Below are 21,128 nucleotides of genomic sequence, written 5' to 3' on the forward strand. Positions count from 1 at the left end.
TCAAGCGTTAAGGACGCCTCGGCTTCGCCATCGGGTCGGCTCGGCTGCGCCTTCGCCTTCGCGTTATCGGTTGGCGACGCCGTCCAGGCGGAGTGTTGTCGACTCGTCGCGGTGGCTGCCGGTGGTGGCTACGTGCTTTTCGCTGATTTGCGCGCCGTTCTTCAGCACGTGGTACAGCGCCATGCCGTGGCCTCGGCCCAGGTCGTGGTCCGTCTTCAGCCACTCCAGGAACACGCCTGCCTTTGTGGTGCCGTCGTAGCCGCGCGATGCCGCTTCTGCCAGCAGTTCGGCCGGGGTCTTGCCGGTCTTCTTCTCCGCGCCGTCAAGGTAGGCCTGGAAGGACATCGTGGTCTCCGTTCGTCTGTGAACAGAGCGTAGGACAACTATCGCTGTCTTGACAAGAAAAATTGTCGGTGGACCGGTGGGCTAGCGGCGGCGGGCTCTGGTCAGGGCTCGGGCGCGGATCACCAGGTCGTCCACGAGGTGTTCGTCCACGAGGAGTGGGATGCCGGACTCGTCGGTGCAGCAGCGGGGTTTGGTGCGCTTTTCGGAGAGTTTGGGGCGGACGCCTGCCATCTCGTAGAGGGCTTCGTAGAGGTCCTGGCCTGGGTCGTCGTCGTGTGGGCCTACTAGGAGGATCCACACGACTTCGGGGGAGGGGAAGGCCACCACTACGCGGTCGGGGCCTCGTAGGTGTTTCACGCACAGGCGTGGGAGGGGTTCTGGGCCTGTTACTCGGTAGCCGAGGGCGGCGCAGCCTGAGTGGGCCAGTTCGTCCAGGAAGCGTTCGTAGGCCAGGCGGGCTCGGCCGCGCAGGCCGTTGGCCTGGGCGTGAGCGGTGTGGGTTTCTACTACCTGGATCAAGCTGTGCGGACCACGCGTCCCTTGCCGCTGCGCATCTCGTCGAGGGAGTTCGCGAGGTCTTGGCGGTCCAGCAGTGACTGGTCGCTGAGGCGGCGGTGGACTTCGTCGATGAGGCCGCGGGTCTTGCCTGCGCGGCGGAGGTCTGAGACGAGGTGGAGGACCTCGTGGAGGCGCACGGTGTCGAGGAGCATGCGCGGTTCCTGGCTGTGGATGGCCAGTACGCCTTCGCGGGCCCAGGCCTTCACGGTTTTTTCGGTGAGGTCCAGGAGTTCGCCGGCCACCACGGGGCGGACCGGTGGGGCCTGGCGGAGGGTTTTCGCTACTACGCCGTCGAGTTTGCGGCGGCGGTCGTCGTCTTCTGCCAGGGATGACGCTACGGACTCGAGCTCTTCGATCGTTTCGAAGAGGTCCCGGATGTGGGCGGCCTCGGTCGCGACAGACATGGCTACTCCTCCCGTTGACTACCGAGTATCCACTACTTTTTCGGTAGTCGTCAACGGCCCCGGAGCAGGGATCCGGGGCCGTCGCGTGACGATCAGGAAGAGAAGAAGAGGCCGCCGAGGCCGCGGTGCTTGCGGTGGCCGTAGCCGTAGCCCGCGTGACCGCCGCCGTGGTGGTGGTGGACCTGCTGCGGCGCTGCGCCCCAGGCGGGCTGGGCCGGCTGCGGGTAGGCGGCGGGCGGCGGCGCGACGGGAGGCGGCGGGGCCTGCATCTGGGCTTCGAGGCGCGTGATGGACTCGAGCTCGCCGTAGTCGAGGAAGACCCCGCGGCAGCCGTCGCACTGCTCGATGTGGACGCCCATGCGGTCGAACGTGCGCATGTTCGCATGACACTTGGGACACTGCATCGTGGTGAGCCTCCTGCGGTGGGACCGGACAAAAACGATATTAGCCGCGGTCGCCGTTGTCCTGCGCCGTGACGATCCGACGACAAGCCTCAACCAGCGGTTCCACTGCCTGCAGCCCGGACATGAGTGCCCGCGCTGCCATCTGAACAACGTACGCCTGAGCCGGAATGTTGAGGACATCCCATTCCGATGTCGTCACGGCCACACCACCTGTTTCACGATAGGTGTTGAGGAATCGCGCCCACAGGTCGTCCGGGAGAACCCCCGCTGCGAACAAAGCCGCAGGTCGCGCCAGGTCCCAGACCGGATCGCCGACCCCCAGGTCGTCCACGTCGATGAGCCGCCAGGCGCCCCTGTGCACCAGTTGCCCGAGGTGCCAGTCGCCGTGGATCAACGCCCGCCCGGACATGTCCAACGGCGGCAAGAGTTCGTACGCACGAAGCACCACGTCGGCGTGCGGCAGATCTGGTGGCAACGCTTCAATGGCTCGCACGATCCGGTCAGGCGTACCGGCCGGTGGTCCCTGCACGGGCAACGCGTGCAGTCGCGCCAGCAGTGCGGCGCTCTCTTCCCACGGCGCGCCGTCGGGATCGGCCTGACTCACCGGCCTCCCGTACGGCCACACCGTCACCGGCCGGTCGTCCACGAACTGCAACGGCTTCAACGGCGGCAACAACAACTCGGGGTGAGCCGCCGCGATCTCCACCCGTTGCCGCAACGCCTCCACGTCGACGTCCGCGGGATGCGCCTTGGCCACCACGTCGCCCACCCGGACCACCACGACGTCACCGCGGTCGCCGCCGAGCACCTCGGGATCGGCGGAAGAGCCGGTCAGTGAGGCCATTGCCGCGATCAGATCATCCACGCGCACAAGTGAATCAGGCCGGCTCACTTGGTGATGCAGATCGTCCTCATGGGCTGGGAGTACGTCTTCGAGTCCTCACCCGCGCACAACAGGCGGTCGGACTTGCCGTCGACGACCTTCGTGACCTTGCGCGTCCCGGTGCCGCACGTCACCCGTTCGAAGTACTGGTTGACCGCTTTGAGGCAGTCGCCTTCCTGCACGTTGAGGACGTAGCAGTAGCGCGTCTTGCCGGTTCCCCTCGACCGCCCGGACGACTCGTCGAGGTAGTCACCGGTCGGGCACATGGTCCGCTTCTCCCGCGAGGACACCCGGTACACGGCCTCCTGGGACGAACAGTCCACTTCGGCCATGTTGACGCTCTTGTCGTTCACGTCGACCTGTTTCGCGCACTCGCCGACGCCCGCCTGCTCGTGCCATCCGGAGCACCCGGACAGCAGCAGCGCGAGCGTCGCGATCAACACGGTGAGTCTCATGGCTTCCCCAGGCACACGGTCAGAGCCGACTGCGAGTAGTGGTTCGTCTTCTCTCCCGGCCCGCAGCTCTCGCGGGCTCCCGTGACGACCTTCGTCACCTTCACCTCCGACGCGGGCCCGCACGTGTTCCGCGCGAGTTCACTGAACCGGGTTCCCGTCTTCCTCAACGGCTTCGTGTGCTGGAGGCAGTCGCCCTCCCGCACGTTGAGCGTCATGCACAGCGTGTCGGCGGTGGGGCCCGGCCGCAGGGCTCGGTAGGGCCCGCCGGGGCAGGCTCCGGGGTCGAGCGACCAGTCGGGGGAGTCGACTCTCAGCGCCACCCGGTAGGTGGCGTTGTGGGCCGCGCAGTCGGCCTCTTCGAGCCCGACGCTCCGTTTCGAGGCGACCACCGCGTAGCAGTCGCTGGGGGTGGCCGCGGGGCGCTCGGCCTTCAGCTCCTCAACGAGCACTGTGAGTCCCGCCACGCACGCGGCCGTGAGCACGCCGGGCACGATCCACTGACGCCACACCGGTTTGTGCCTCCCGCCGAGCCGAAAACCGCAGGAAGCATGTCTACTGCAGGTGCGCGTGCGGTACCCCCGTTTTGACCCAGGTAGACGTGGGCGGGTATCTTTGCTACTCGTGCCCGACCCATGTCGGGCCGCTCCGCGTGCCCGTGAGGCCGCGGTGTCCTCCACTCGCAGGGACAGTTCTGCTGTTGCTTGCGGACCTTGGGAGCGGGCGACACGCCCGACCTCGGGTGCAGAGAGGGATCAAGAAACACGAGGGTGAACCGCGAGGCGAACCCGCAAAAGACGGAAGAAGCAGCCGGCGAATGCCAACGATCCAGCAGCTGGTCCGCAAGGGCCGCACGGACAAGGTGGCCAAGCAGAAGACGGCGGCCCTCAAGGGCTCGCCGCAGCGGCGCGGTGTGTGCACCCGCGTTTACACCACCACCCCCAAGAAGCCGAACTCCGCACTGCGCAAGGTCGCTCGCGTGAAGCTGACCAGCGGTATCGAGGTCACGGCCTACATCCCCGGTGAGGGTCACAACCTCCAGGAGCACTCGATGGTGCTCGTGCGTGGCGGTCGTGTGAAGGACCTGCCGGGTGTTCGTTACAAGATCATCCGTGGCTCTCTCGACACGCAGGGTGTCAAGAACCGCAAGCAGGCTCGCAGCCGCTACGGCGCGAAGAAGGAGAAGAGCTGATGCCCCGCAAGGGACCGGCCCCGAAGCGGCCGCTTATCTCCGACCCGGTCTACAGCTCGCCGCTCGTGACCCAGCTCATCAACAAGGTGCTGGTCGACGGTAAGCGCTCCGTGGCGGAGAAGATCGTTTACGAAGCCCTCGAAGGTGCTCGCGAGAAGACCGGCACCGACCCGGTCGTCACGCTGAAGCGCGCCCTGGACAACGTGAAGCCGTCGCTGGAGGTCAAGAGCCGCCGCGTCGGTGGTGCGACCTACCAGGTGCCGATCGAGGTCAAGCCCGGCCGCTCGACCACGCTCGCCCTGCGCTGGCTGATCACCTTCTCGCGGCAGCGTCGTGAGAAGACCATGGTCGAGCGTCTGATGAACGAGCTGCTCGATGCGAGCAACGGCCTCGGTGCCAGCGTCAAGCGTCGCGAGGACACGCACAAGATGGCCGAGTCCAACAAGGCCTTCGCCCACTACCGCTGGTGATCTGACGCCCGGCCTGGACACAGGCCGGGCTCTCCCAGCCCTAGTGAGCAGCTACCGCTAGCTCAAGACAGGGGAAAGACCCGTGGCACAGGACGTGCTCACTGATCTTGCCAAGGTCCGCAACATCGGGATCATGGCCCACATCGACGCGGGCAAGACCACGACGACTGAGCGGATCCTCTTCTACACGGGGATCAGCTACAAGATCGGCGAGGTGCACGACGGCGCTGCCGTGATGGACTGGATGGAGCAGGAGCAGGAGCGCGGCATCACGATCACGTCGGCCGCGACGACCTGCTACTGGAAGAACCACCAGATCAACCTGATCGACACGCCGGGCCACGTCGACTTCACCGTCGAGGTCGAGCGCAACCTGCGCGTCCTCGACGGCGCTGTTGCCGTCTTCGACGGCAAGGAGGGCGTCGAGCCGCAGTCCGAGCAGGTCTGGCGGCAGGCGACCAAGTACGACGTCCCGCGCATCTGCTTCGTCAACAAGATGGACAAGCTGGGCGCGGACTTCTACTTCACCATCAAGACGATCCAGGACCGGCTGGCCGCCAAGCCGCTGCCGATCCAGATCCCGATCGGTGCCGAGAGCGACTTCATCGGAGTCGTCGACCTGATCGAGATGCGCGCTCTCACGTGGCGTGGCGAAGTCCAGAAGGGCGAGGACTACGCGATCGAGGAGATCCCCGCGGATCTGCTCGAGCGTGCGCAGGAGTTCCGCGAGCAGCTTCTCGAGGCCGTCGCCGAGACCGACGACGACCTGACCGAGAAGTACTTCGAGCAGGGCGACCTCTCCGTCGAGGAGATCAAGGCCGGCCTCCGCAAGATCGTGGCCGAGGGCACCGCGTACCCGATCCTTTGTGGTTCGGCGTTCAAGAACAAGGGCGTTCAGCCCATGCTCGACGCGGTCATCGACTTCCTGCCGTCGCCGCTCGACCTCCCCCCGGTCGAGGGCACGCTGCAGGACGGCGAGACCATCGTGAAGCGCAGCCCGTCTAGCGACGAGCCGTTCTCCGCGCTGGCGTTCAAGATCGCCGTGCACCCGTTCTTCGGCAAGCTGACCTACATCCGGGTCTACTCGGGCAAGGTCGCCGCGGGCACCCAGGTCGTCAACGCGACCAAGGACCGCAAGGAGCGCATCGGGAAGATCTTCCAGATGCACGCCAACAAGGAGAACCCGGTCACCGAGGCCATCGCGGGGCACATCTACGCCGTGATCGGTCTGAAGGACACCACGACCGGTGAGACCTTGTGCGACCCGGCACACCCGATCGTGCTCGAGTCGATGACCTTCCCCGAGCCCGTCATCCAGGTGGCCATCGAGCCCAAGACGAAGGCGGACCAGGAGAAGCTCGGCACCGCGATCCAGAAGCTGGCCGAGGAGGACCCGACGTTCCGGGTCAACCTCGACCAGGAGACGGGCCAGACCATCATCGCCGGCATGGGCGAGCTCCACCTGGACATCCTGGTGGACCGCATGCGCCGCGAGTTCAAGGTCGAGGCCAACATCGGCAAGCCTCAGGTGGCGTACCGGGAGACCATCCGCAAGGCGGTGGAGAAGTACTCCTACACCCACAAGAAGCAGACCGGTGGCTCCGGCCAGTTCGCGAAGGTGCTCGTCACCGTCGAGCCGCTGGAGAAGAAGGAAGACGGCGCGCTCTACGAGTTCGTCAACGCCGTCACCGGTGGTCGCATCCCTCGCGAGTACATCCCGTCGGTCGACGCGGGTGCGCAGGACGCGCTGCAGTACGGCGTGCTGGCGGGCTACCCGCTGGTCGGCGTGAAGGTGACGCTGCTCGATGGCGCCTACCACGAGGTCGACTCCTCGGAAATGGCGTTCAAGATCGCTGGTTCGATGGCCCTCAAGGAAGCCGCCCGTCAGGCGTCTCCCGCGATCCTCGAACCGCTGATGGCCGTCGAGGTCACGACGCCCGAGGAGTACATGGGCGACGTGATCGGCGACCTGAACTCCCGCCGTGGCCAGATCCAGGCCATGGAGGAGCGCAGTGGAGTCCGTGTCGTGAAGGCACTGGTTCCGCTGTCGGAAATGTTCGGGTACGTGGGTGACCTGCGGTCCAAGACCCAGGGTCGTGCCAACTACTCGATGGTGTTCGACTCCTACGCAGAGGTTCCCGCGAACGTCTCGAAGGAGATCATCGCGAAGGCGACTGGGGAATAACCCCACACCGGAGCACCGCAGTTCCACCGCGGGCTCTCCGGGGGCGAATCCCTGGGGTCCGCATTTTCCGACCCTGACGTGTAGTCCGGCGGGTGGCCACAGATACCCGCCGGACCAGCAAAAAAGAAGTCCAGGAGGACAATCCAGTGGCCAAGGCGAAGTTCGAGCGGACGAAGCCGCACGTCAACATCGGCACCATCGGTCACATCGACCATGGCAAGACCACGCTGACCGCGGCGATCTCCAAGGTTCTGCACGACGCGTACCCCGATGTGAACGCTTCGTTCGCGTTCGACCAGATCGACAAGGCGCCGGAAGAGAAGCAGCGCGGCATCACGATCTCGATCGCGCACATCGAGTACCAGACGGAGAACCGTCACTACGCGCACGTCGACTGCCCCGGGCACGCCGACTACATCAAGAACATGATCACCGGTGCGGCGCAGATGGACGGCGCCATCCTGGTGGTCGCGGCGACCGACGGTCCCATGCCGCAGACGAAGGAGCACGTCCTCCTGGCCCGCCAGGTCGGCGTCCCCTACATCGTCGTCGCGCTGAACAAGGCCGACATGGTGGACGACGAGGAGATCCTGGAGCTCGTCGAGCTCGAGGTGCGCGAGCTGCTCTCCGAGTACGAGTTCCCGGGCGACGACCTGCCGGTCGTGCGCGTCTCGGCGCTGAAGGCGCTCGAGGGCGACGCCGAGTGGGGCAAGTCCGTTCTCGACCTCATGGCCGCCGTTGACTCGGCGATCCCGGAGCCGGAGCGCGACACCGAGAAGCCGTTCCTCATGCCCGTCGAGGACGTCTTCACGATCACCGGCCGCGGCACCGTCGTGACCGGTCGTATCGAGCGCGGCATCATCAACGTGAACTCCGAGATCGAGATCGTCGGAATCAAGGAGACGTCGAAGAAGACGACCGTCACCTCGATCGAGATGTTCAAGAAGTTCCTCGACGAGGGCCGCGCCGGCGACAACGCCGCGCTGCTGCTCCGCGGCATCAAGCGCGAGGAGGTGGAGCGCGGCATGGTCATCGTCAAGCCGGGCACCACGACCCCGCACACCGAGTTCACCGCGCAGGTCTACATCCTGTCGAAGGACGAGGGTGGCCGCCACACGCCGTTCTTCAACAACTACCGTCCCCAGTTCTACTTCCGGACGACGGACGTGACCGGCGTTGTGACGCTGCCCGAGGGCACCGAGATGGTCATGCCGGGTGACACCACCGGTATGGACGTCAAGCTGATCCAGCCGATCGCCATGGACGAGGGCCTCCGCTTCGCGATCCGCGAGGGTGGCCGCACCGTCGGCGCCGGCTCGGTCACCAAGATCCTCAAGTGATCTAGCTCTGCCAGTTCGGCGTGAGGCCGGGCCAACGTCTTCGTTGGCCCGGCCTTCGTCGTTCGGCAGAGTGAAATGTGCGGCAGCTCACGTGAGCTCGTCGCAGGCGTGCGGGAACGGAGCCGTCGCGGCGATTCTGTTGCCGGGCAATGGAACCGTTGTGCTCGTCGCTCCACATGCGACGGACAGAGGGGTTCACCGGTCAAGATTCGCACGTGATCTGGCTCTAACTGACCCACCCCGATTTGGATCGCCTCGCGCCCGTGTGGCATCCTTTACGGGTTGCTCGACGAAGGCCGGGTTCACTTCGTGTGTGCCTGAGTTATTCGACCGAGCGTCCGCGCCCTGTTAGTGAACGCCTCCTTGCGGAGATGGGCATCAGGGTGCATGGGCTGTGGTAGGCCCAATCCCACCGGGGAGACCTTGAGTGGGACCGGTATGCGCACCGGGCGCGACACGCCCGACCGCGTGGACCGGGCACCATGACACTTCAACAGGGGCGGAGCGCGCCAAGAGGCTGTAAAAGGCCTCATCCGAGGCACCGCACCGCAGCGGTTACGAGAAGCAGAGGAACGGCAAGCCATTATGGCGGGACAAAAGATCCGCATCCGGCTCAAGGCCTACGACCACGAGGCGATCGACGCGTCTGCGCGCAAGATCGTTGAGACCGTGACGCGCACCGGCGCTCGGGTTGTCGGGCCCGTGCCGCTGCCCACTGAGAAGAACGTGTACTGCGTCATCCGCTCGCCGCACAAGTACAAGGACTCGCGCGAGCACTTCGAGATGCGCACGCACAAGCGGCTGATCGACATCCTCGACCCGACGCCGAAGACGGTTGACGCGCTCATGCGCATCGACCTGCCGGCCAGCGTCGACGTCAACATCCAGTAAGCGTTGGGCGCGGAGAGTAACGGACCAATGTCTGACAGGCAGATGAAGGGCATCCTGGGCACCAAGCTCGGCATGACTCAGGTCTTCGACGAGAACAACCGGGTTGTCCCGGTGACGGTCGTCAAGGCTGAGCCCAATGTCGTGACCCAGGTTCGGACCCAAGAGAAGGACGGCTACACCGCCGTCCAGCTGGCGGCCGGCGCGATTGACCCGCGCAAGGTCAACAAGCCCGTCGCGGGCCACTTCGCCAAGGCCGGGGTCACGCCCCGCCGCCACCTGGTGGAGCTGCGCACGACGGACGCCAGCGAGTACACGGTCGGCCAGGAGATCACCGCTGAGGTGTTCGAGGCCGGCGCTGTTGTCGACATCACCGGCACCAGCAAGGGCAAGGGCACCGCAGGTGTCATGAAGCGCCACAACTTCCGGGGCCTCGGCTCCAGCCACGGCACCCAGCGCAAGCACCGCTCGCCGGGTTCCATCGGTGGCTGTGCCACTCCGGGTCGCGTCTTCAAGGGTCTGCGCATGGCTGGCCGCATGGGCCACGAGCGTGTGACGACCCAGAACCTGAAGGTGCACAAGATCGACGCCGAGAACGGCCTGCTGCTCATCAAGGGCGCTGTTCCCGGCCCCAAGGGTGGTCTGGTGTTCGTCCGGACTGCCGCGAAGGGTGGTGCCTGATGTCGACGGTTGAGATCCGCACCCCGGACGGCAAGTCCGCCGGCACGGTCGAGCTTCCCTCGGCTGTCTTCGACGCGCAGGCGAACGTCGCGCTGCTGCACCAGGTCGTCGTGGCCCAGCAGGCCGCCGCGCGCCAGGGCACGCACTCGACGAAGACCCGCGGCGAGGTCTCCGGTGGTGGCAAGAAGCCGTACCGCCAGAAGGGCACCGGTCGTGCCCGCCAGGGTTCGACGCGTGCGCCGCAGTTCGCCGGCGGTGGCGTCGTCCACGGCCCGCAGCCGCGTGACTACTCGCAGCGCACCCCCAAGAAGATGAAGGCCGCCGCTCTGCGCGGTGCCCTCTCCGACCGGGCGCGCGCCAACCAGGTGCACGTCGTGTCCGGCCTGGTGGACGGGGACACCCCGTCGACCAAGACCGCGCGCAAGGTGCTCGAGTCGGTCACCGAGGCTCGTCGCGTTCTCGTGGTGCTCAACCGCACCGACGAGGTCGCGTGGGTCAGCGTGCGGAACCTTCCGCACGTGCACGTGATCGCTCCCGACCAGCTCAACACCTACGACGTGCTCGTCAACGACGACGTGGTGTTCACCAAGGACTCGCTCGACGTGTTCCTCGCCAGCAAGGCCCAGCAGGGTCGCGGCTCGGCTGAGGCCACGGCGGTCGCGGTGGACGAGGAGGCTTCCAAGTGATCCCCGACCACAGGGACATCTTGCTCGCGCCGGTGATCTCGGAGAAGTCCTACGGGCTGCTCGAAGAGAACAAGTACACCTTCTTGGTGGCGCCGGGTTCGAACAAGACCCAGATCAAGATTGCCGTGGAGAAGGTCTTCGGCGTCAAGGTCGTCAGCGTCAACACCATCAACCGCCAGGGCAAGCGCAAGCGGACCAAGAGCGGTTTCGGCAAGCGCAAGGACACGAAGCGCGCGATCGTCACGTTGTCGGCTGACAGCAAGGCGATCGAGATCTTCGGCGGCCCTGCCGCCTGATGACGAGGACTGCGTAGAGATGGGCATTCGCAAGTACAAGCCGACGACTCCCGGTCGTCGCGGTGCGAGCGTCTCCGACTTCGCCGAGATCACTCGGTCGACTCCGGAGAAGTCGCTGATCCGCCCGCTGCACAAGCTGGGCGGCCGCAACGCGTCGGGCAAGATCACCACGCGGCACAAGGGTGGCGGTCACAAGCGGGCTTACCGCTTGATCGACTTCCGTCGCCACGACAAGGACGGCGTGCCGGCCAAGGTCGCTCACATCGAGTACGACCCCAACCGCACCGCGCGCATCGCACTCCTGCACTACGCGGACGGCGAGAAGCGCTACATCATCGCCCCGGAGAAGCTCAAGCAGGGTGACACGGTTGAGAACGGCCCCAAGGCCGACATCAAGCCGGGTAACAACCTGCCGCTGCGCAACATCCCGGTCGGTTCCGTGATCCACGCGATCGAGCTCCGCCCCGGTGGCGGCGCGAAGATCGCCCGCTCGGCCGGCGCCTCGGTCCAGCTCGTGGCGAAGGACGGCCCGTACGCCCAGCTGCGGATGCCCTCGGGCGAAATCCGCAACGTGGACGTGCGCTGCCGCGCCACGCTGGGCGCCGTGGGCAACGCCGAGCACCAGAACATCAACTGGGGCAAGGCAGGCCGCATGCGGTGGAAGGGCAAGAAGCCCACCGTCCGCGGTGTCGCCATGAACCCCGTTGACCACCCGCATGGTGGTGGTGAGGGTAAGACCTCCGGTGGTCGCCACCCGGTGAACCCGGCTGGTAAGCCCGAAGGCCGTACCCGCCGCCGTAAGCCAAGCGACAAGCTCATCGTCCGGCGTCGTCGCACCGGTAAGAAGCGCTGAGCAGGAAGGGAGTGAAGGATGCCTCGCAGCCTTAAGAAGGGCCCCTTCGTTGACGACCACCTGCTCAAGAAGGTGGACGTTCTCAACGAGTCGGGCAAGAAGACGGTCATCAAGACGTGGTCCCGCCGGTCCACGATCATCCCGGACATGCTGGGTCACACCATCGCGGTGCACGACGGCCGCAAGCACGTCCCGGTGTTCGTGACCGAAGCGATGGTCGGGCACAAGCTGGGCGAATTCGCCCCTACCCGGACCTTCAAGGGCCACATCAAGGACGACCGGAAGTCTCGCCGCCGCTAAGGCGCCGAACTAGGAAGAGCAAGGGGAAGCAGCGATGAACGCCCGTAAAGATGCTGAGGCGCAGGAGTTTCCGCGCGCCGTGGCTCGGGCTCGCTACGTCCGCGACACGCCGATGAAGGTGCGCCGCGTCGTCGAGCTCATCAAGGGACGTAACGCCCGCGAGGCCCTGGCCGTGCTCCAGTTCGCGCCGCAGGCCGCAAGTGAGCCGGTCGCGAAGGTGCTCGCCAGCGCCATGGCCAACGCCGAGAACAACCTGTCCCTGGACCCCGACACCCTCTGGGTTTCGGTGGCCTACGTGGACGAGGGTCCGACCCTCAAGCGTTTCCGCCCGCGTGCCCAGGGCCGCGCGTACCGGATCCGCAAGCGGACGTCGCACATCACCATTGAGGTGGAGTCGCGTCCGAAGAAGACCAGCGCGAAGGGAACCCGGTAGTGGGCCAGAAGATCAACCCGCACGGCTTCCGGCTGGGGATCACCACCGACTGGAAGTCCCGCTGGTACGCCGACAAGCAGTACGCCGAGTACGTCGCGGAAGATGTCAAGATCCGCAAGCTGCTCAGCAAGGGCATGGAGCGTGCCGGCATCTCCAAGGTGGAGATCGAGCGGACCCGTGACCGGGTGCGCGTCGACATCCACACCGCACGACCGGGCATCGTCATCGGTCGTCGTGGTGCCGAGGCGGACCGCATCCGCGGTGAGCTGGAGAAGCTCACCAAGAAGCAGGTCCAGCTGAACATCCTCGAGGTCAAGAACCCCGAGTCGGACGCGCAGCTCGTGGCACAGGGTGTCGCCGAGCAGCTGTCCAACCGCGTCGCCTTCCGGCGCGCGATGCGCAAGGCCATTCAGTCGGCCATGCGTTCGCCGCAGGTCAAGGGCATCCGCGTGCAGTGCGGCGGTCGCCTCGGCGGCGCCGAGATGTCCCGCTCGGAGCACTACCGCGACGGCCGCGTGCCGCTGCACACGCTCCGCGCCAACATCGACTACGGCTTCTTCGAGGCCCGCACCACGTTCGGCCGTATCGGCGTGAAGGTGTGGATCTACAAGGGCGACATCGTCGGTGGCATCTCGGCCAAGCGCGCGCTCGACGCGGCCCCGGCTCAGGCCGACCGCGCCCCGCGCCGCGACCGTGGCGAGCGTCCGAACCGGGCCCGTCGCTCCGGTGCCAGCGGCACCACCGCGACGAGCACCGAGGCCGGTCGTGCCGCAGCTGACGCTTCCGCGTCGGCCGAGGCTCCGGCTGCTGCAGAGAAGACGGAGAGCTGAGTCATGCTCATCCCGCGCAGGGTCAAGCACCGCAAGCAGCACCACCCCAAGCGGTCGGGTGCTGCCAAGGGCGGCACGAAGGTCACCTTCGGTGAGTACGGCATCCAGGCTCTCGAGCCCGCCTACGTCACCAACAGGCAGATCGAGTCCGCTCGTATCGCCATCACGCGCCACATCCGTCGTGGCGGCAAGGTCTGGATCAACATCTTCCCGGACCGTCCGCTGACGAAGAAGCCGGCCGAGACCCGCATGGGTTCCGGTAAGGGTTCGCCGGAGTGGTGGGTCGCGAACGTCAAGCCGGGTCGCGTCCTCTTCGAGATGGCCTTCCCGAACGAGCAGGTGGCCCGCGAGGCTCTTCGCCGCGCGATCCACAAGCTCCCGATGAAGTGCCGCATCGTTACGCGTGAGGGTGGTGAGTTCTGATGGCAGCGGGTACCACCGCTTCCGAGCTGCGTGAGCTCACCGAGGAAGAGCTCGTGCTGCGTCTGAAGGAATCGAAGGAAGAGCTCTTCAACCTTCGTTTCCAGATGGCCACGGGCCAGCTCGACAACAACCGGCGGCTGCGCACGGTCCGGCACGAGATTGCCCGGATCTACACCGTGATGCGGGAGCGGGAGCTCGGGCTCTCCGTTTCGCCGGAATCCACTGGTGAGGGTGCGGCATGACCGAAAGCAACGAAGTCCAGACCGAGAAGCGCAACGACCGCAAGGTCCGCGAGGGCCTCGTCGTGTCCGACAAGATGGACAAGACGATCGTGGTTGCGCTCGAGGACCGCAAGAAGCACCCGCGTTACTCCAAGATCATGCGCTCCACCACCAAGGTGAAGGTGCACGACGAGGAGAACGCGGCTGGCGTCGGCGACCGCGTCCTGCTCATGGAGACCCGGCCTCTGTCGGCGACCAAGCGCTGGCGGCTCGTCGAGATCCTCGAGAAGGCCAAGTAAGTCCCCAAGGGGATTGAACACCGTAGACAGACCGAGCCCGTCGGGTCGGAAATCCGGCGGGCCAGGAATGGTCAGGAGCAAGTAAGTGATCCAGCAGGAGTCGCGGCTTCGTGTCGCCGACAACACTGGTGCGAAGGAGATCCTTTGCATCCGTGTTCTCGGTGGCTCAGGCCGTCGCTACGCGGGCATCGGTGACATCATCGTCGCGACCGTCAAGGACGCGATCCCCGGTGCCGGCGTCAAGAAGGGCGATGTCGTCAAGGCGGTCATCGTCCGCACCGTCAAGGAGCGTCGTCGTCCGGATGGCTCGTACATCCGCTTCGACGAGAACGCCGCCGTGCTCATCAAGCCCGACAACGAGCCGCGGGGCACCCGCATCTTCGGCCCGGTCGGCCGCGAGCTGCGCGACAAGAAGTTCATGAAGATCATCTCGCTGGCTCCGGAGGTGCTCTGACCATGAAGGTGAAGAAGGGCGACACGGTCGTCGTAATCGCCGGCAAGGACAAGGGCGCCAAGGGCAAGGTCATCCAGGCCTACCCGGAGAACGGCAAGGTCCTGGTCGAGGGCGTCAACCGGATCAAGAAGCACACCAAGATCACGCAGACCCAGCGGGGCGCGCAGTCTGGTGGCATCGTGACCCAGGAAGCCCCGATCAACGTCTCCAACGTGATGGTGGTCGACTCGGACGGCAAGCCGACCCGTGTTGGTTACCGGACGAACGACGAGGGCAAGCGGGTCCGCATTTCCCGTCGTAACGGGAAGGACATCTGATCATGACTACCGCAGAGAAGATCATCCCGCGGCTCAAGACGCGTTACCGCGACGAGGTGAAGGCCGAGCTGCAGAAGCAGTTCGACTTCGCCAACGTGATGCAGATCCCGGGCGTCGTGAAGGTCGTCGTCAACATGGGTGTCGGCGACGCCGCCCGTGACGGCAAGCTGATCGAGGGTGCCGTCAAGGACCTCTCGATCATCACCGGCCAGCGCCCCGAGGTCCGCAAGGCCCGCAAGTCGATCGCGCAGTTCAAGCTCCGCGAGGGCATGCCGATCGGTGCGCGCGTCACGCTGCGCGGCGACCGCATGTGGGAGTTCCTGGACCGCCTGCTGACGATCGCGCTGCCCCGTATCCGCGACTTCCGCGGTCTCTCGGGCAAGCAGTTCGACGGCAACGGCAACTACACGTTCGGTCTGAACGAGCAGTCGATGTTCCACGAGATCGACCCGGACGCTATCGACCGGCCTCGCGGCATGGACATCACCGTCGTCACCACCGCCACGAACGACGAGGAGGGCCGGGCGCTGCTGAAGCACCTGGGCTTCCCGTTCAAGGAGAACTGAGTCGATGGCCAAGAAGGCGTTGATCAACAAGGCCGCGAAGAAGCCGAAGTTCAAGGTCCGGGGTTACACCCGGTGCCAGCGTTGCGGCCGCCCCCACGCGGTGTTCCGCAAGTTCGGCCTCTGCCGGATCTGCCTGCGCGAGATGGCTCACCGCGGTGAGCTGCCTGGCGTGAGCAAGTCCAGCTGGTAATTCAAAGCTCCACTACTTCGCTGTAGGCCCGCACACGACCGTCCTGTCCCTCCCCCTGTGTTCGATCATCGGGGGAGGGCGGGTCTGGACCCTGAGCCGGTGAACCGCAGCGAGAAAGGTTGACCAGGTCACCATGACGATGACCGACCCGATCGCAGACATGCTCACTCGTCTGCGCAACGCGAACTCGGCTTACCACGACAAGGTCGTGATGCCGCACTCGAAGCTGAAGGCCAACATCGCCGAGATCCTCAAGCGCGAGGGCTACATCGCCTCGTACCGCGACGAGGAGGGCGAGGTCGCGAAGAACCTCGTCGTCGAGCTGAAGTACGGCCCGAACCGGGAGCGCAGCATCGCCGGCCTCCGCCGCGTGTCGAAGCCCGGCCTGCGCGTGTACGCGAAGTCCACCGGTCTGCCCCGAGTTCTCGGTGGCCTCGGTGTGGCGATCATTTCGACCTCTGGCGGTCTCATGACCGACCGTCAGGCCAACAAGGCAGGCGTGGGCGGAGAAGTCCTCGCCTACGTTTGGTAAGGGGGAGTAGACATGTCGCGCATCGGTAAGCAGCCGATCATTGTCCCCTCCGGGGTCGACGTGAACATCGCCGGCCAGGACGTCAGCGTCAAGGGCCCCAAGGGCCTCCTGACGCTCACGCTCGCTGAGCCGATCATCGTGGAGAAGGCCGACGACGGCACTCTCGAGGTCAAGCGCCCGAACGACGAGCGCCGCAACCGCGCGCTCCACGGCCTGTCGCGCACGCTCGTGCACAACATGGTCGTCGGGGTGACCCAGGGTTACGAAAAGAAGATGGAGATCCACGGCGTCGGTTACCGCGTCGCGCTCAAGGGCTCTGAGCTCGAGTTCGCGCTCGGTTACTCCCACCCCGTCAAGGTCGAGGCCCCCGCGGGCATCACCTTCGCGGTGGAGACCCCGACCCGGTTCTCCGTCTCCGGTATCGACAAGCAGCTGGTCGGTGAGGTTGCCGCCAACATCCGCAAGCTGCGCAAGCCCGACCCGTACAAGGGCAAGGGTGTGCGGTACTCGGGCGAGAAGATCCGCCGCAAGGTCGGAAAGACGGGTAAGTGACATGAGCGAGTCGACTGTTACGAAGCGCAAGCCGGTGGGCAAGGACATCTCCACCAGGCGTCGTGTTGCGAAGGCCCGTCGCCACTTCCGCCTCCGCAAGAAGGTCAACGGAACCGCCGAGCGTCCGCGCCTGGTCGTGCACCGGTCGTCGAAGCACATCACCGTTCAGGTGATCGACGACCTCAAGGGCCACACGATCGCGTCCGCTTCCTCCATGGAGGCCGACGTCCGTGCCCTGGACGGCGACAAGAAGGCCCGTGCGGCCAAGGTCGGCCAGCTGGCCGCGGCCCGCGCCAAGGACGCCGGTATCACGGCGGTCGTGTTCGACCGCGGTGGCAACGCGTACCACGGCCGGATCGCTGCTCTGGCTGACGCCGCTCGCGAGGCGGGGCTGGAGTTCTGACAATGATCATCACCGGAATTGAGAGGGACGCCTGATGCCAGGACGTACGCGTCGCGAAGGCGGCGGGGGCGAGCGCGGAGAGCGCCGCGACCGTCGTGACGGCGGCCGCGGCGGCGCGGCCCAGGAGAAGACCCCCCACCTCGAGCGCGTGGTTGCGATCAACCGCGTCTCCAAGGTGGTCAAGGGTGGTCGTCGCTTCAGCTTCACCGCGCTCGTCGTGGTGGGTGACGGCGACGGCATGGTCGGCGTCGGTTACGGCAAGGCCAAGGAAGTTCCCGCGGCCATCGCCAAGGGTGTCGAGGAAGCGAAGAAGAACTTCTTCCGCGTGCCTCGCATCGCCGGCACCATCCCCCACCCGGTCCAGGGTGAGAAGGCCGCTGGTGTGGTTCTGCTGCGTCCGGCCTCGGCCGGTACCGGTGTCATCGCGGGTGGCGCTGTCCGCGCCGTCCTCGAGTGCGCCGGCGTGCACGACGTGCTGTCGAAGTCGCTCGGCTCCGACAACGCGATCAACATCGTGCACGCGACCGTGGCGGCCCTCAAGGGCCTGCAGCGTCCCGAAGAGGTCGCGGCCCGTCGTGGCCTGCCCCTCGAGGACGTGGCTCCCGCCGGCATGATCCGCGCTCGCGCGGGCCAGGGGGTGTGATCATGGCTCAGCTGAAGATCACCCAGGTCCGGAGCACCATCGGTACCAAGCACAACCACCGCGAGTCGATGCGCACCCTCGGGCTGCGCAAGATCCGTCAGTCGGTCGTGCGTGAGGACACCCCCCAGGTTCTCGGCCTGATCCACGCCGTGCGCCACCTGGTGAGTGTTGAGGAGGTCCAGTCGTGACCATCAAGATTCACGACCTGCGTCCCGCCCCCGGCGCCAAGACCGCCAAGACCCGCGTTGGTCGTGGTGAAGGCTCCAAGGGCAAGACCGCCGGCCGCGGTACGAAGGGCACGGGCGCTCGCAAGAACGTCTCGCCGCGCTTCGAAGGTGGCCAGATGCCGCTGCACATGCGGCTCCCGAAGCTCAAGGGCTTCAAGAACCCGTTCCGCACCGAGTACCAGGTCGTGAACGTCTCCGCCATCGCTGCCTCCTTCCCGGAGGGCGGCTCGGTGGACGTTCCCGCGCTGGTGCTGGCCGGGCTGGTCCGCAAGGGCTCGCTCGTCAAGGTGCTCGGCGACGGCGATGTCAGCGTCAAGCTGGATGTCACGGCTGACAAGTTCTCCAAGACCGCTGTGGAGAAGTTGGCTGCTGCTGGTGGGTCTTCCACCGTGGCGTCCTGACGTCTCGCGTCAGATCTGTCTGAAGGGCCCTGAGGCTTCGCCTCGGGGCCCTTTGGCGTTTCTTGGGTCGCGCGGGGTCCGTAGGTGGTTCCGTTGCGTTGGCGGGTCACCTTGAGTGCTTCCCCCTGGGGCGCTGCCCCCAGCCCCCGCCAATCTGATCTGGGGAGTCCTCCGCCGTGCGTGGGTTGATGGCACGCCTGTTGCTTTGGGCGGAGTGGCGTTGCGTAGGTGGTGCGGTCCGGGTGGGGTCCCGTCCCAAGTCGAGCCAGAGCGAGCCACACCTGAGGAGGGGTGTCAAACGGACGAAAGGCGTGTCCGTTTGACACCCCTCCTCAGGTGCAGCAAGTGCTGAGGCACGACTCGTGACGGGACCCCACCCGGAGCGCTGTTTCAAGCCAAGAGCGCCTCGGCTTCGCCTTTGGGTCGCCTCGCCTGCGGCATCGGCGCGGGTTCGCCTGCGGCATCGGCGTGGGTTCGCTTCGCGGGTATTTCTGCGGGAACTTCGGGGTGGGTGCAAACGTTCGCGCTCGGCGTAATCGCTGCTCGTAGCACGGATTCGGGGGCGTGATTCGACCGGATGGCCCAGTGGTGTGGTGAGTGATCAACCGGTTCTAACCTGTGATTGGCCACTGGGTACGGTGGGGTCGTTGAGGACTGTTAGAGTCGCGGGCTGAACCCGGATGTCCTCCGGGTTGCTTGGTCGTGGCTACCTACCTCGGCCTGCCAACTACCGCATGTGCCGGTCCCTGGGGGTCGGCAACGCTCAGGAGGTTCGCGTGCTCGGCGCATTCCGCTCGGCTCTCGCGACGCCGGATCTACGCAAGAAGATCCTGTTCACGCTCGGGATCATCATTGTGTACCGGCTTGGAGCGACCATGCCCGCGCCGGGCGTGTCCTTCAAGAACGTGCGGGCGTGTGCTGAACAGCTTGAAGGTCAGAACATCTACTCGCTGATCAACCTGTTCAGCGGTGGTGCACTGCTCAACTTGTCGGTGTTCGCGCTGGGCATCATGCCGTACATCACCGCGAGCATCATCATTCAGCTGCTGACCGTGGTCATCCCGCGGTTCGAGCAGTTGAAGAAGGAAGGGCAGGCTGGTCAGGGCAAGCTGACCCAGTACACGCGGTACCTGACCATCGGGCTGGCGATCCTGCAGTCGACCGGTCTCGTGGCCCTGGCGGTGCGTGGGCAGCTGTTCGGTGAGTGCGACCAGGATGTGATCCCGAACAAGGACAGCATCTTCACCCTCATCGTGCTGGTCATCACCATGACCGCCGGTACCTCGGTCATCATGTGGCTGGGTGAGCTGATCACCGAGAAGGGCATCGGCAACGGCATGTCGTTGCTGATCTTCACCGGTATCGCCGCCCGCATTCCGGCCGAGGGCAAGAACATCCTCGACAAGAGCGCCGTCACCTTCACCCTCGTGTGCGTCGCCGCTCTCGTCATCATCGCGAGCGTCATCTACGTCGAGCAGGCCCAGCGTCGCATCCCGGTGCAGTACGCCAAGCGCATGATCGGCCGTCGCATGTACGGCGGCACGTCGACGTACCTTCCTCTCAAGGTGAACCAGGCCGGCGTCATCCCGGTCATCTTCGCCTCGTCGCTGCTCTACCTGCCGGACCTGGTCGTGCGGCTCACCCAGGGTTCCTCCACGGAGCCGAACTGGTTCTCGACGTTCGTCCAGACGTACCTGGTCAAGCAGTCGAGCTGGGTGCACATCGCGTCGTACTTCCTGCTGATCGTCTTCTTCACGTACTTCTACGTCGGCATCACGTTCAACCCGGACGAGCGTGCTGACGAGATGAAGAAGTTCGGTGGCTTCATCCCCGGCATCCGTCCTGGTCGCCCGACCGCCGAGTACCTCAAGTTCGTGCTGGGTCGCATCACGCTTCCCGGTTCGCTCTACCTCGGCATCGTGGCGATCCTGCCGAACCTGTTCCTGGACCTGACCGGTGACGGCCAGAACCAGAACTTCCCGTTCGGCGGCACCGCGGTTCTGATCATGGTCGGTGTCGGTCTCGACACCGTGAAGCAGATCGAGAGCCAGCTCATGCAGCGCAATTACGAAGGGTTCCTCCGCTAGATGCGACTCGTTCTCGTTGGCCCGCCGGGTGCGGGCAAGGGCACTCAGGCTGAAGTGTTGAGCCGCAAGCTCGGCGTGCCGCACATCTCGACGGGCGACCTCTTCCGGTCACACATCAGCAACCAGACCGAGCTCGGGCTCGAGGTGCAGAGCATTCTCGACGAGGGCGCGCTGGTGCCTGACTCCATCACGAACGAGATGGTGCGCAAGCGCTTGGCCGACTCGGACGCGGACCACGGGTTCCTGCTCGACGGGTTCCCCCGCAACACCGCGCAGGCCAAGGTGCTCGGCGAGATGCTGGCGGCGGCGGGGCACGACCTCGACGCCGTGCTCGAGTTCCGGGTCGACGAGGACGTCGTGGTCGAGCGGTTGCTGGCGCGCGGGCGCACGGATGACAAGGAAGAGGTCATCCGGCACCGGCAGCAGGTCTACCGCACGGAGACCGCGCCGCTGCTCGACCACTACGCGGACAAGGTCATCTCCATCGACGCGGTCGGCGAGATCGACGAGATCAGTGAGCGTGCCCTCGCCGCGCTGCACTCGCTGCGCGCTGAGAAGTGAGTGTTGGTGGACTGCTCAACCGGCTTCGCGCTGTCGTTTCAGGTACTTCAGG

Annotated in this window: 34 protein-coding genes; 27 read left to right on the plus strand and 7 right to left on the minus strand. The window is 65.8% G+C overall.

Annotation, left to right across the window (positions count from 1 at the left end; genetic code table 11):
• Positions 1 to 63 precede the first annotated feature (63 nt).
• From SK803_RS44475 to SK803_RS44505, 7 genes are all read right to left on the minus strand, one after another.
• Positions 64 to 345, minus strand: coding sequence for a DUF4287 domain-containing protein (locus SK803_RS44475; RefSeq protein ID WP_319972297.1), 282 nt, complete (start codon positions 343 to 345; stop codon positions 64 to 66).
• Between the two features lie 81 nt (positions 346 to 426).
• A complete protein-coding gene (locus tag SK803_RS44480; protein ID WP_319972298.1) occupies positions 427 to 864 on the minus strand; it encodes a hypothetical protein in 438 nt (145 codons plus the stop codon).
• Entirely contained in the window at positions 861 to 1,307 is a 447-nt protein-coding gene (locus SK803_RS44485) for a hypothetical protein (protein WP_319972299.1), read from the minus strand. The genes SK803_RS44480 and SK803_RS44485 overlap by 4 nt, the downstream gene beginning before the upstream one ends.
• A 92-nt stretch (positions 1,308 to 1,399) precedes the next feature.
• Complete coding sequence (locus SK803_RS44490) at positions 1,400 to 1,711, minus strand: TFIIB-type zinc ribbon-containing protein (RefSeq protein ID WP_319972300.1); 312 nt, start codon at positions 1,709 to 1,711, stop codon at positions 1,400 to 1,402.
• Between the two features lie 40 nt (positions 1,712 to 1,751).
• Entirely contained in the window at positions 1,752 to 2,576 is an 825-nt protein-coding gene (locus tag SK803_RS44495; protein WP_319972301.1) for a phosphotransferase family protein, read from the minus strand.
• A 23-nt stretch (positions 2,577 to 2,599) separates the two neighbouring features.
• Entirely contained in the window at positions 2,600 to 3,049 is a 450-nt protein-coding gene (locus SK803_RS44500; RefSeq protein WP_319972302.1) for an LppU/SCO3897 family protein, read from the minus strand.
• Entirely contained in the window at positions 3,046 to 3,558 is a 513-nt protein-coding gene (locus SK803_RS44505) for an LppU/SCO3897 family protein (RefSeq protein ID WP_319972303.1), read from the minus strand. The genes SK803_RS44500 and SK803_RS44505 overlap by 4 nt, the downstream gene beginning before the upstream one ends.
• A gap of 305 nt (positions 3,559 to 3,863) precedes the next feature.
• Between SK803_RS44505 and rpsL the strand changes: the two genes are divergently transcribed.
• The 27 genes from rpsL (at position 3,864) to SK803_RS44640 (ending at position 21,076) form a co-directional block, all read left to right on the plus strand.
• Complete coding sequence (gene rpsL, locus SK803_RS44510; protein ID WP_090015396.1) at positions 3,864 to 4,238, plus strand: 30S ribosomal protein S12; 375 nt, start codon at positions 3,864 to 3,866, stop codon at positions 4,236 to 4,238.
• Positions 4,238 to 4,708 (plus strand): 30S ribosomal protein S7, encoded by a 471-nt coding sequence (gene rpsG / locus SK803_RS44515; protein ID WP_030478293.1) that lies wholly within the window; start codon positions 4,238 to 4,240, stop codon positions 4,706 to 4,708. The genes rpsL and rpsG overlap by 1 nt, the downstream gene beginning before the upstream one ends.
• 82 nt (positions 4,709 to 4,790) lie before the next feature.
• On the plus strand, positions 4,791 to 6,893 hold the full coding sequence (fusA, locus tag SK803_RS44520) for an elongation factor G (RefSeq protein WP_319972304.1): 2,103 nt from the start codon (positions 4,791 to 4,793) through the stop codon (positions 6,891 to 6,893).
• Positions 6,894 to 7,039: 146 nt separating this feature from the next.
• Positions 7,040 to 8,233: an elongation factor Tu gene (gene tuf, locus SK803_RS44525; RefSeq protein WP_319972305.1), complete on the plus strand. Its 1,194-nt coding sequence runs from the start codon at positions 7,040 to 7,042 to the stop codon at positions 8,231 to 8,233.
• A 585-nt stretch (positions 8,234 to 8,818) separates the two neighbouring features.
• The gene (gene rpsJ, locus SK803_RS44530; RefSeq protein WP_003938093.1) at positions 8,819 to 9,124 is read left to right on the plus strand and encodes a 30S ribosomal protein S10; all 306 of its coding nucleotides are present in this window, start codon (positions 8,819 to 8,821) and stop codon (positions 9,122 to 9,124) included.
• Between the two features lie 27 nt (positions 9,125 to 9,151).
• A complete protein-coding gene (gene rplC / locus SK803_RS44535) occupies positions 9,152 to 9,802 on the plus strand; it encodes a 50S ribosomal protein L3 (RefSeq protein WP_319972321.1) in 651 nt (216 codons plus the stop codon).
• A complete protein-coding gene (gene rplD, locus SK803_RS44540) occupies positions 9,802 to 10,488 on the plus strand; it encodes a 50S ribosomal protein L4 (protein ID WP_319972322.1) in 687 nt (228 codons plus the stop codon). Before rplC ends, rplD begins: the two co-directional genes overlap by 1 nt.
• A complete protein-coding gene (gene rplW, locus SK803_RS44545) occupies positions 10,485 to 10,784 on the plus strand; it encodes a 50S ribosomal protein L23 (RefSeq protein WP_045309807.1) in 300 nt (99 codons plus the stop codon). Before rplD ends, rplW begins: the two co-directional genes overlap by 4 nt.
• A 19-nt stretch (positions 10,785 to 10,803) precedes the next feature.
• Complete coding sequence (gene rplB / locus SK803_RS44550; RefSeq protein ID WP_319972323.1) at positions 10,804 to 11,637, plus strand: 50S ribosomal protein L2; 834 nt, start codon at positions 10,804 to 10,806, stop codon at positions 11,635 to 11,637.
• Positions 11,638 to 11,655: 18 nt separating this feature from the next.
• Positions 11,656 to 11,937: a 30S ribosomal protein S19 gene (rpsS, locus tag SK803_RS44555; RefSeq protein ID WP_015105260.1), complete on the plus strand. Its 282-nt coding sequence runs from the start codon at positions 11,656 to 11,658 to the stop codon at positions 11,935 to 11,937.
• Between the two features lie 34 nt (positions 11,938 to 11,971).
• The gene (gene rplV / locus SK803_RS44560; RefSeq protein WP_086669031.1) at positions 11,972 to 12,370 is read left to right on the plus strand and encodes a 50S ribosomal protein L22; all 399 of its coding nucleotides are present in this window, start codon (positions 11,972 to 11,974) and stop codon (positions 12,368 to 12,370) included.
• Positions 12,370 to 13,200, plus strand: coding sequence for a 30S ribosomal protein S3 (gene rpsC, locus SK803_RS44565; RefSeq protein WP_319972324.1), 831 nt, complete (start codon positions 12,370 to 12,372; stop codon positions 13,198 to 13,200). The genes rplV and rpsC overlap by 1 nt, the downstream gene beginning before the upstream one ends.
• A gap of 3 nt (positions 13,201 to 13,203) precedes the next feature.
• On the plus strand, positions 13,204 to 13,623 hold the full coding sequence (rplP, locus tag SK803_RS44570; RefSeq protein ID WP_030473461.1) for a 50S ribosomal protein L16: 420 nt from the start codon (positions 13,204 to 13,206) through the stop codon (positions 13,621 to 13,623).
• On the plus strand, positions 13,623 to 13,865 hold the full coding sequence (gene rpmC, locus SK803_RS44575) for a 50S ribosomal protein L29 (protein ID WP_319972325.1): 243 nt from the start codon (positions 13,623 to 13,625) through the stop codon (positions 13,863 to 13,865). The genes rplP and rpmC overlap by 1 nt, the downstream gene beginning before the upstream one ends.
• Complete coding sequence (gene rpsQ / locus SK803_RS44580; RefSeq protein WP_089949051.1) at positions 13,862 to 14,143, plus strand: 30S ribosomal protein S17; 282 nt, start codon at positions 13,862 to 13,864, stop codon at positions 14,141 to 14,143. The genes rpmC and rpsQ overlap by 4 nt, the downstream gene beginning before the upstream one ends.
• 85 nt (positions 14,144 to 14,228) lie before the next feature.
• Positions 14,229 to 14,597: a 50S ribosomal protein L14 gene (rplN, locus tag SK803_RS44585; RefSeq protein ID WP_146358721.1), complete on the plus strand. Its 369-nt coding sequence runs from the start codon at positions 14,229 to 14,231 to the stop codon at positions 14,595 to 14,597.
• 2 nt (positions 14,598 to 14,599) lie between these two features.
• Positions 14,600 to 14,914 (plus strand): 50S ribosomal protein L24, encoded by a 315-nt coding sequence (rplX, locus tag SK803_RS44590; protein ID WP_090065866.1) that lies wholly within the window; start codon positions 14,600 to 14,602, stop codon positions 14,912 to 14,914.
• 2 nt (positions 14,915 to 14,916) lie between these two features.
• Entirely contained in the window at positions 14,917 to 15,480 is a 564-nt protein-coding gene (gene rplE, locus SK803_RS44595) for a 50S ribosomal protein L5 (protein ID WP_319972326.1), read from the plus strand.
• Positions 15,481 to 15,484: 4 nt separating this feature from the next.
• Positions 15,485 to 15,670, plus strand: a complete 186-nt coding sequence (locus tag SK803_RS44600; protein WP_030473455.1) for a type Z 30S ribosomal protein S14 — start codon at positions 15,485 to 15,487, stop codon at positions 15,668 to 15,670.
• A gap of 133 nt (positions 15,671 to 15,803) precedes the next feature.
• On the plus strand, positions 15,804 to 16,202 hold the full coding sequence (gene rpsH / locus SK803_RS44605; protein WP_030473454.1) for a 30S ribosomal protein S8: 399 nt from the start codon (positions 15,804 to 15,806) through the stop codon (positions 16,200 to 16,202).
• A 12-nt stretch (positions 16,203 to 16,214) separates the two neighbouring features.
• Positions 16,215 to 16,754, plus strand: coding sequence for a 50S ribosomal protein L6 (rplF, locus tag SK803_RS44610; protein ID WP_319972327.1), 540 nt, complete (start codon positions 16,215 to 16,217; stop codon positions 16,752 to 16,754).
• Between the two features lies 1 nt (position 16,755).
• A complete protein-coding gene (gene rplR, locus SK803_RS44615; RefSeq protein WP_319972328.1) occupies positions 16,756 to 17,157 on the plus strand; it encodes a 50S ribosomal protein L18 in 402 nt (133 codons plus the stop codon).
• Positions 17,158 to 17,191: 34 nt separating this feature from the next.
• Positions 17,192 to 17,800, plus strand: a complete 609-nt coding sequence (rpsE, locus tag SK803_RS44620) for a 30S ribosomal protein S5 (RefSeq protein ID WP_030473451.1) — start codon at positions 17,192 to 17,194, stop codon at positions 17,798 to 17,800.
• 2 nt (positions 17,801 to 17,802) lie between these two features.
• Positions 17,803 to 17,988 (plus strand): 50S ribosomal protein L30, encoded by a 186-nt coding sequence (rpmD, locus tag SK803_RS44625; protein ID WP_053733139.1) that lies wholly within the window; start codon positions 17,803 to 17,805, stop codon positions 17,986 to 17,988.
• Positions 17,985 to 18,428 (plus strand): 50S ribosomal protein L15, encoded by a 444-nt coding sequence (gene rplO, locus SK803_RS44630; protein WP_086669037.1) that lies wholly within the window; start codon positions 17,985 to 17,987, stop codon positions 18,426 to 18,428. Before rpmD ends, rplO begins: the two co-directional genes overlap by 4 nt.
• A gap of 776 nt (positions 18,429 to 19,204) precedes the next feature.
• Entirely contained in the window at positions 19,205 to 20,515 is a 1,311-nt protein-coding gene (gene secY, locus SK803_RS44635; protein ID WP_319972329.1) for a preprotein translocase subunit SecY, read from the plus strand.
• Entirely contained in the window at positions 20,516 to 21,076 is a 561-nt protein-coding gene (locus SK803_RS44640; protein ID WP_319972330.1) for an adenylate kinase, read from the plus strand.
• The last annotated feature ends 52 nt before the right edge of the window (positions 21,077 to 21,128 follow it).

Origin of the sequence: Lentzea miocenica, assembly GCF_033949945.1 — a bacterium.
GTDB classification, from domain to species: Bacteria; Actinomycetota; Actinomycetes; order Mycobacteriales; family Pseudonocardiaceae; genus Lentzea; species Lentzea miocenica.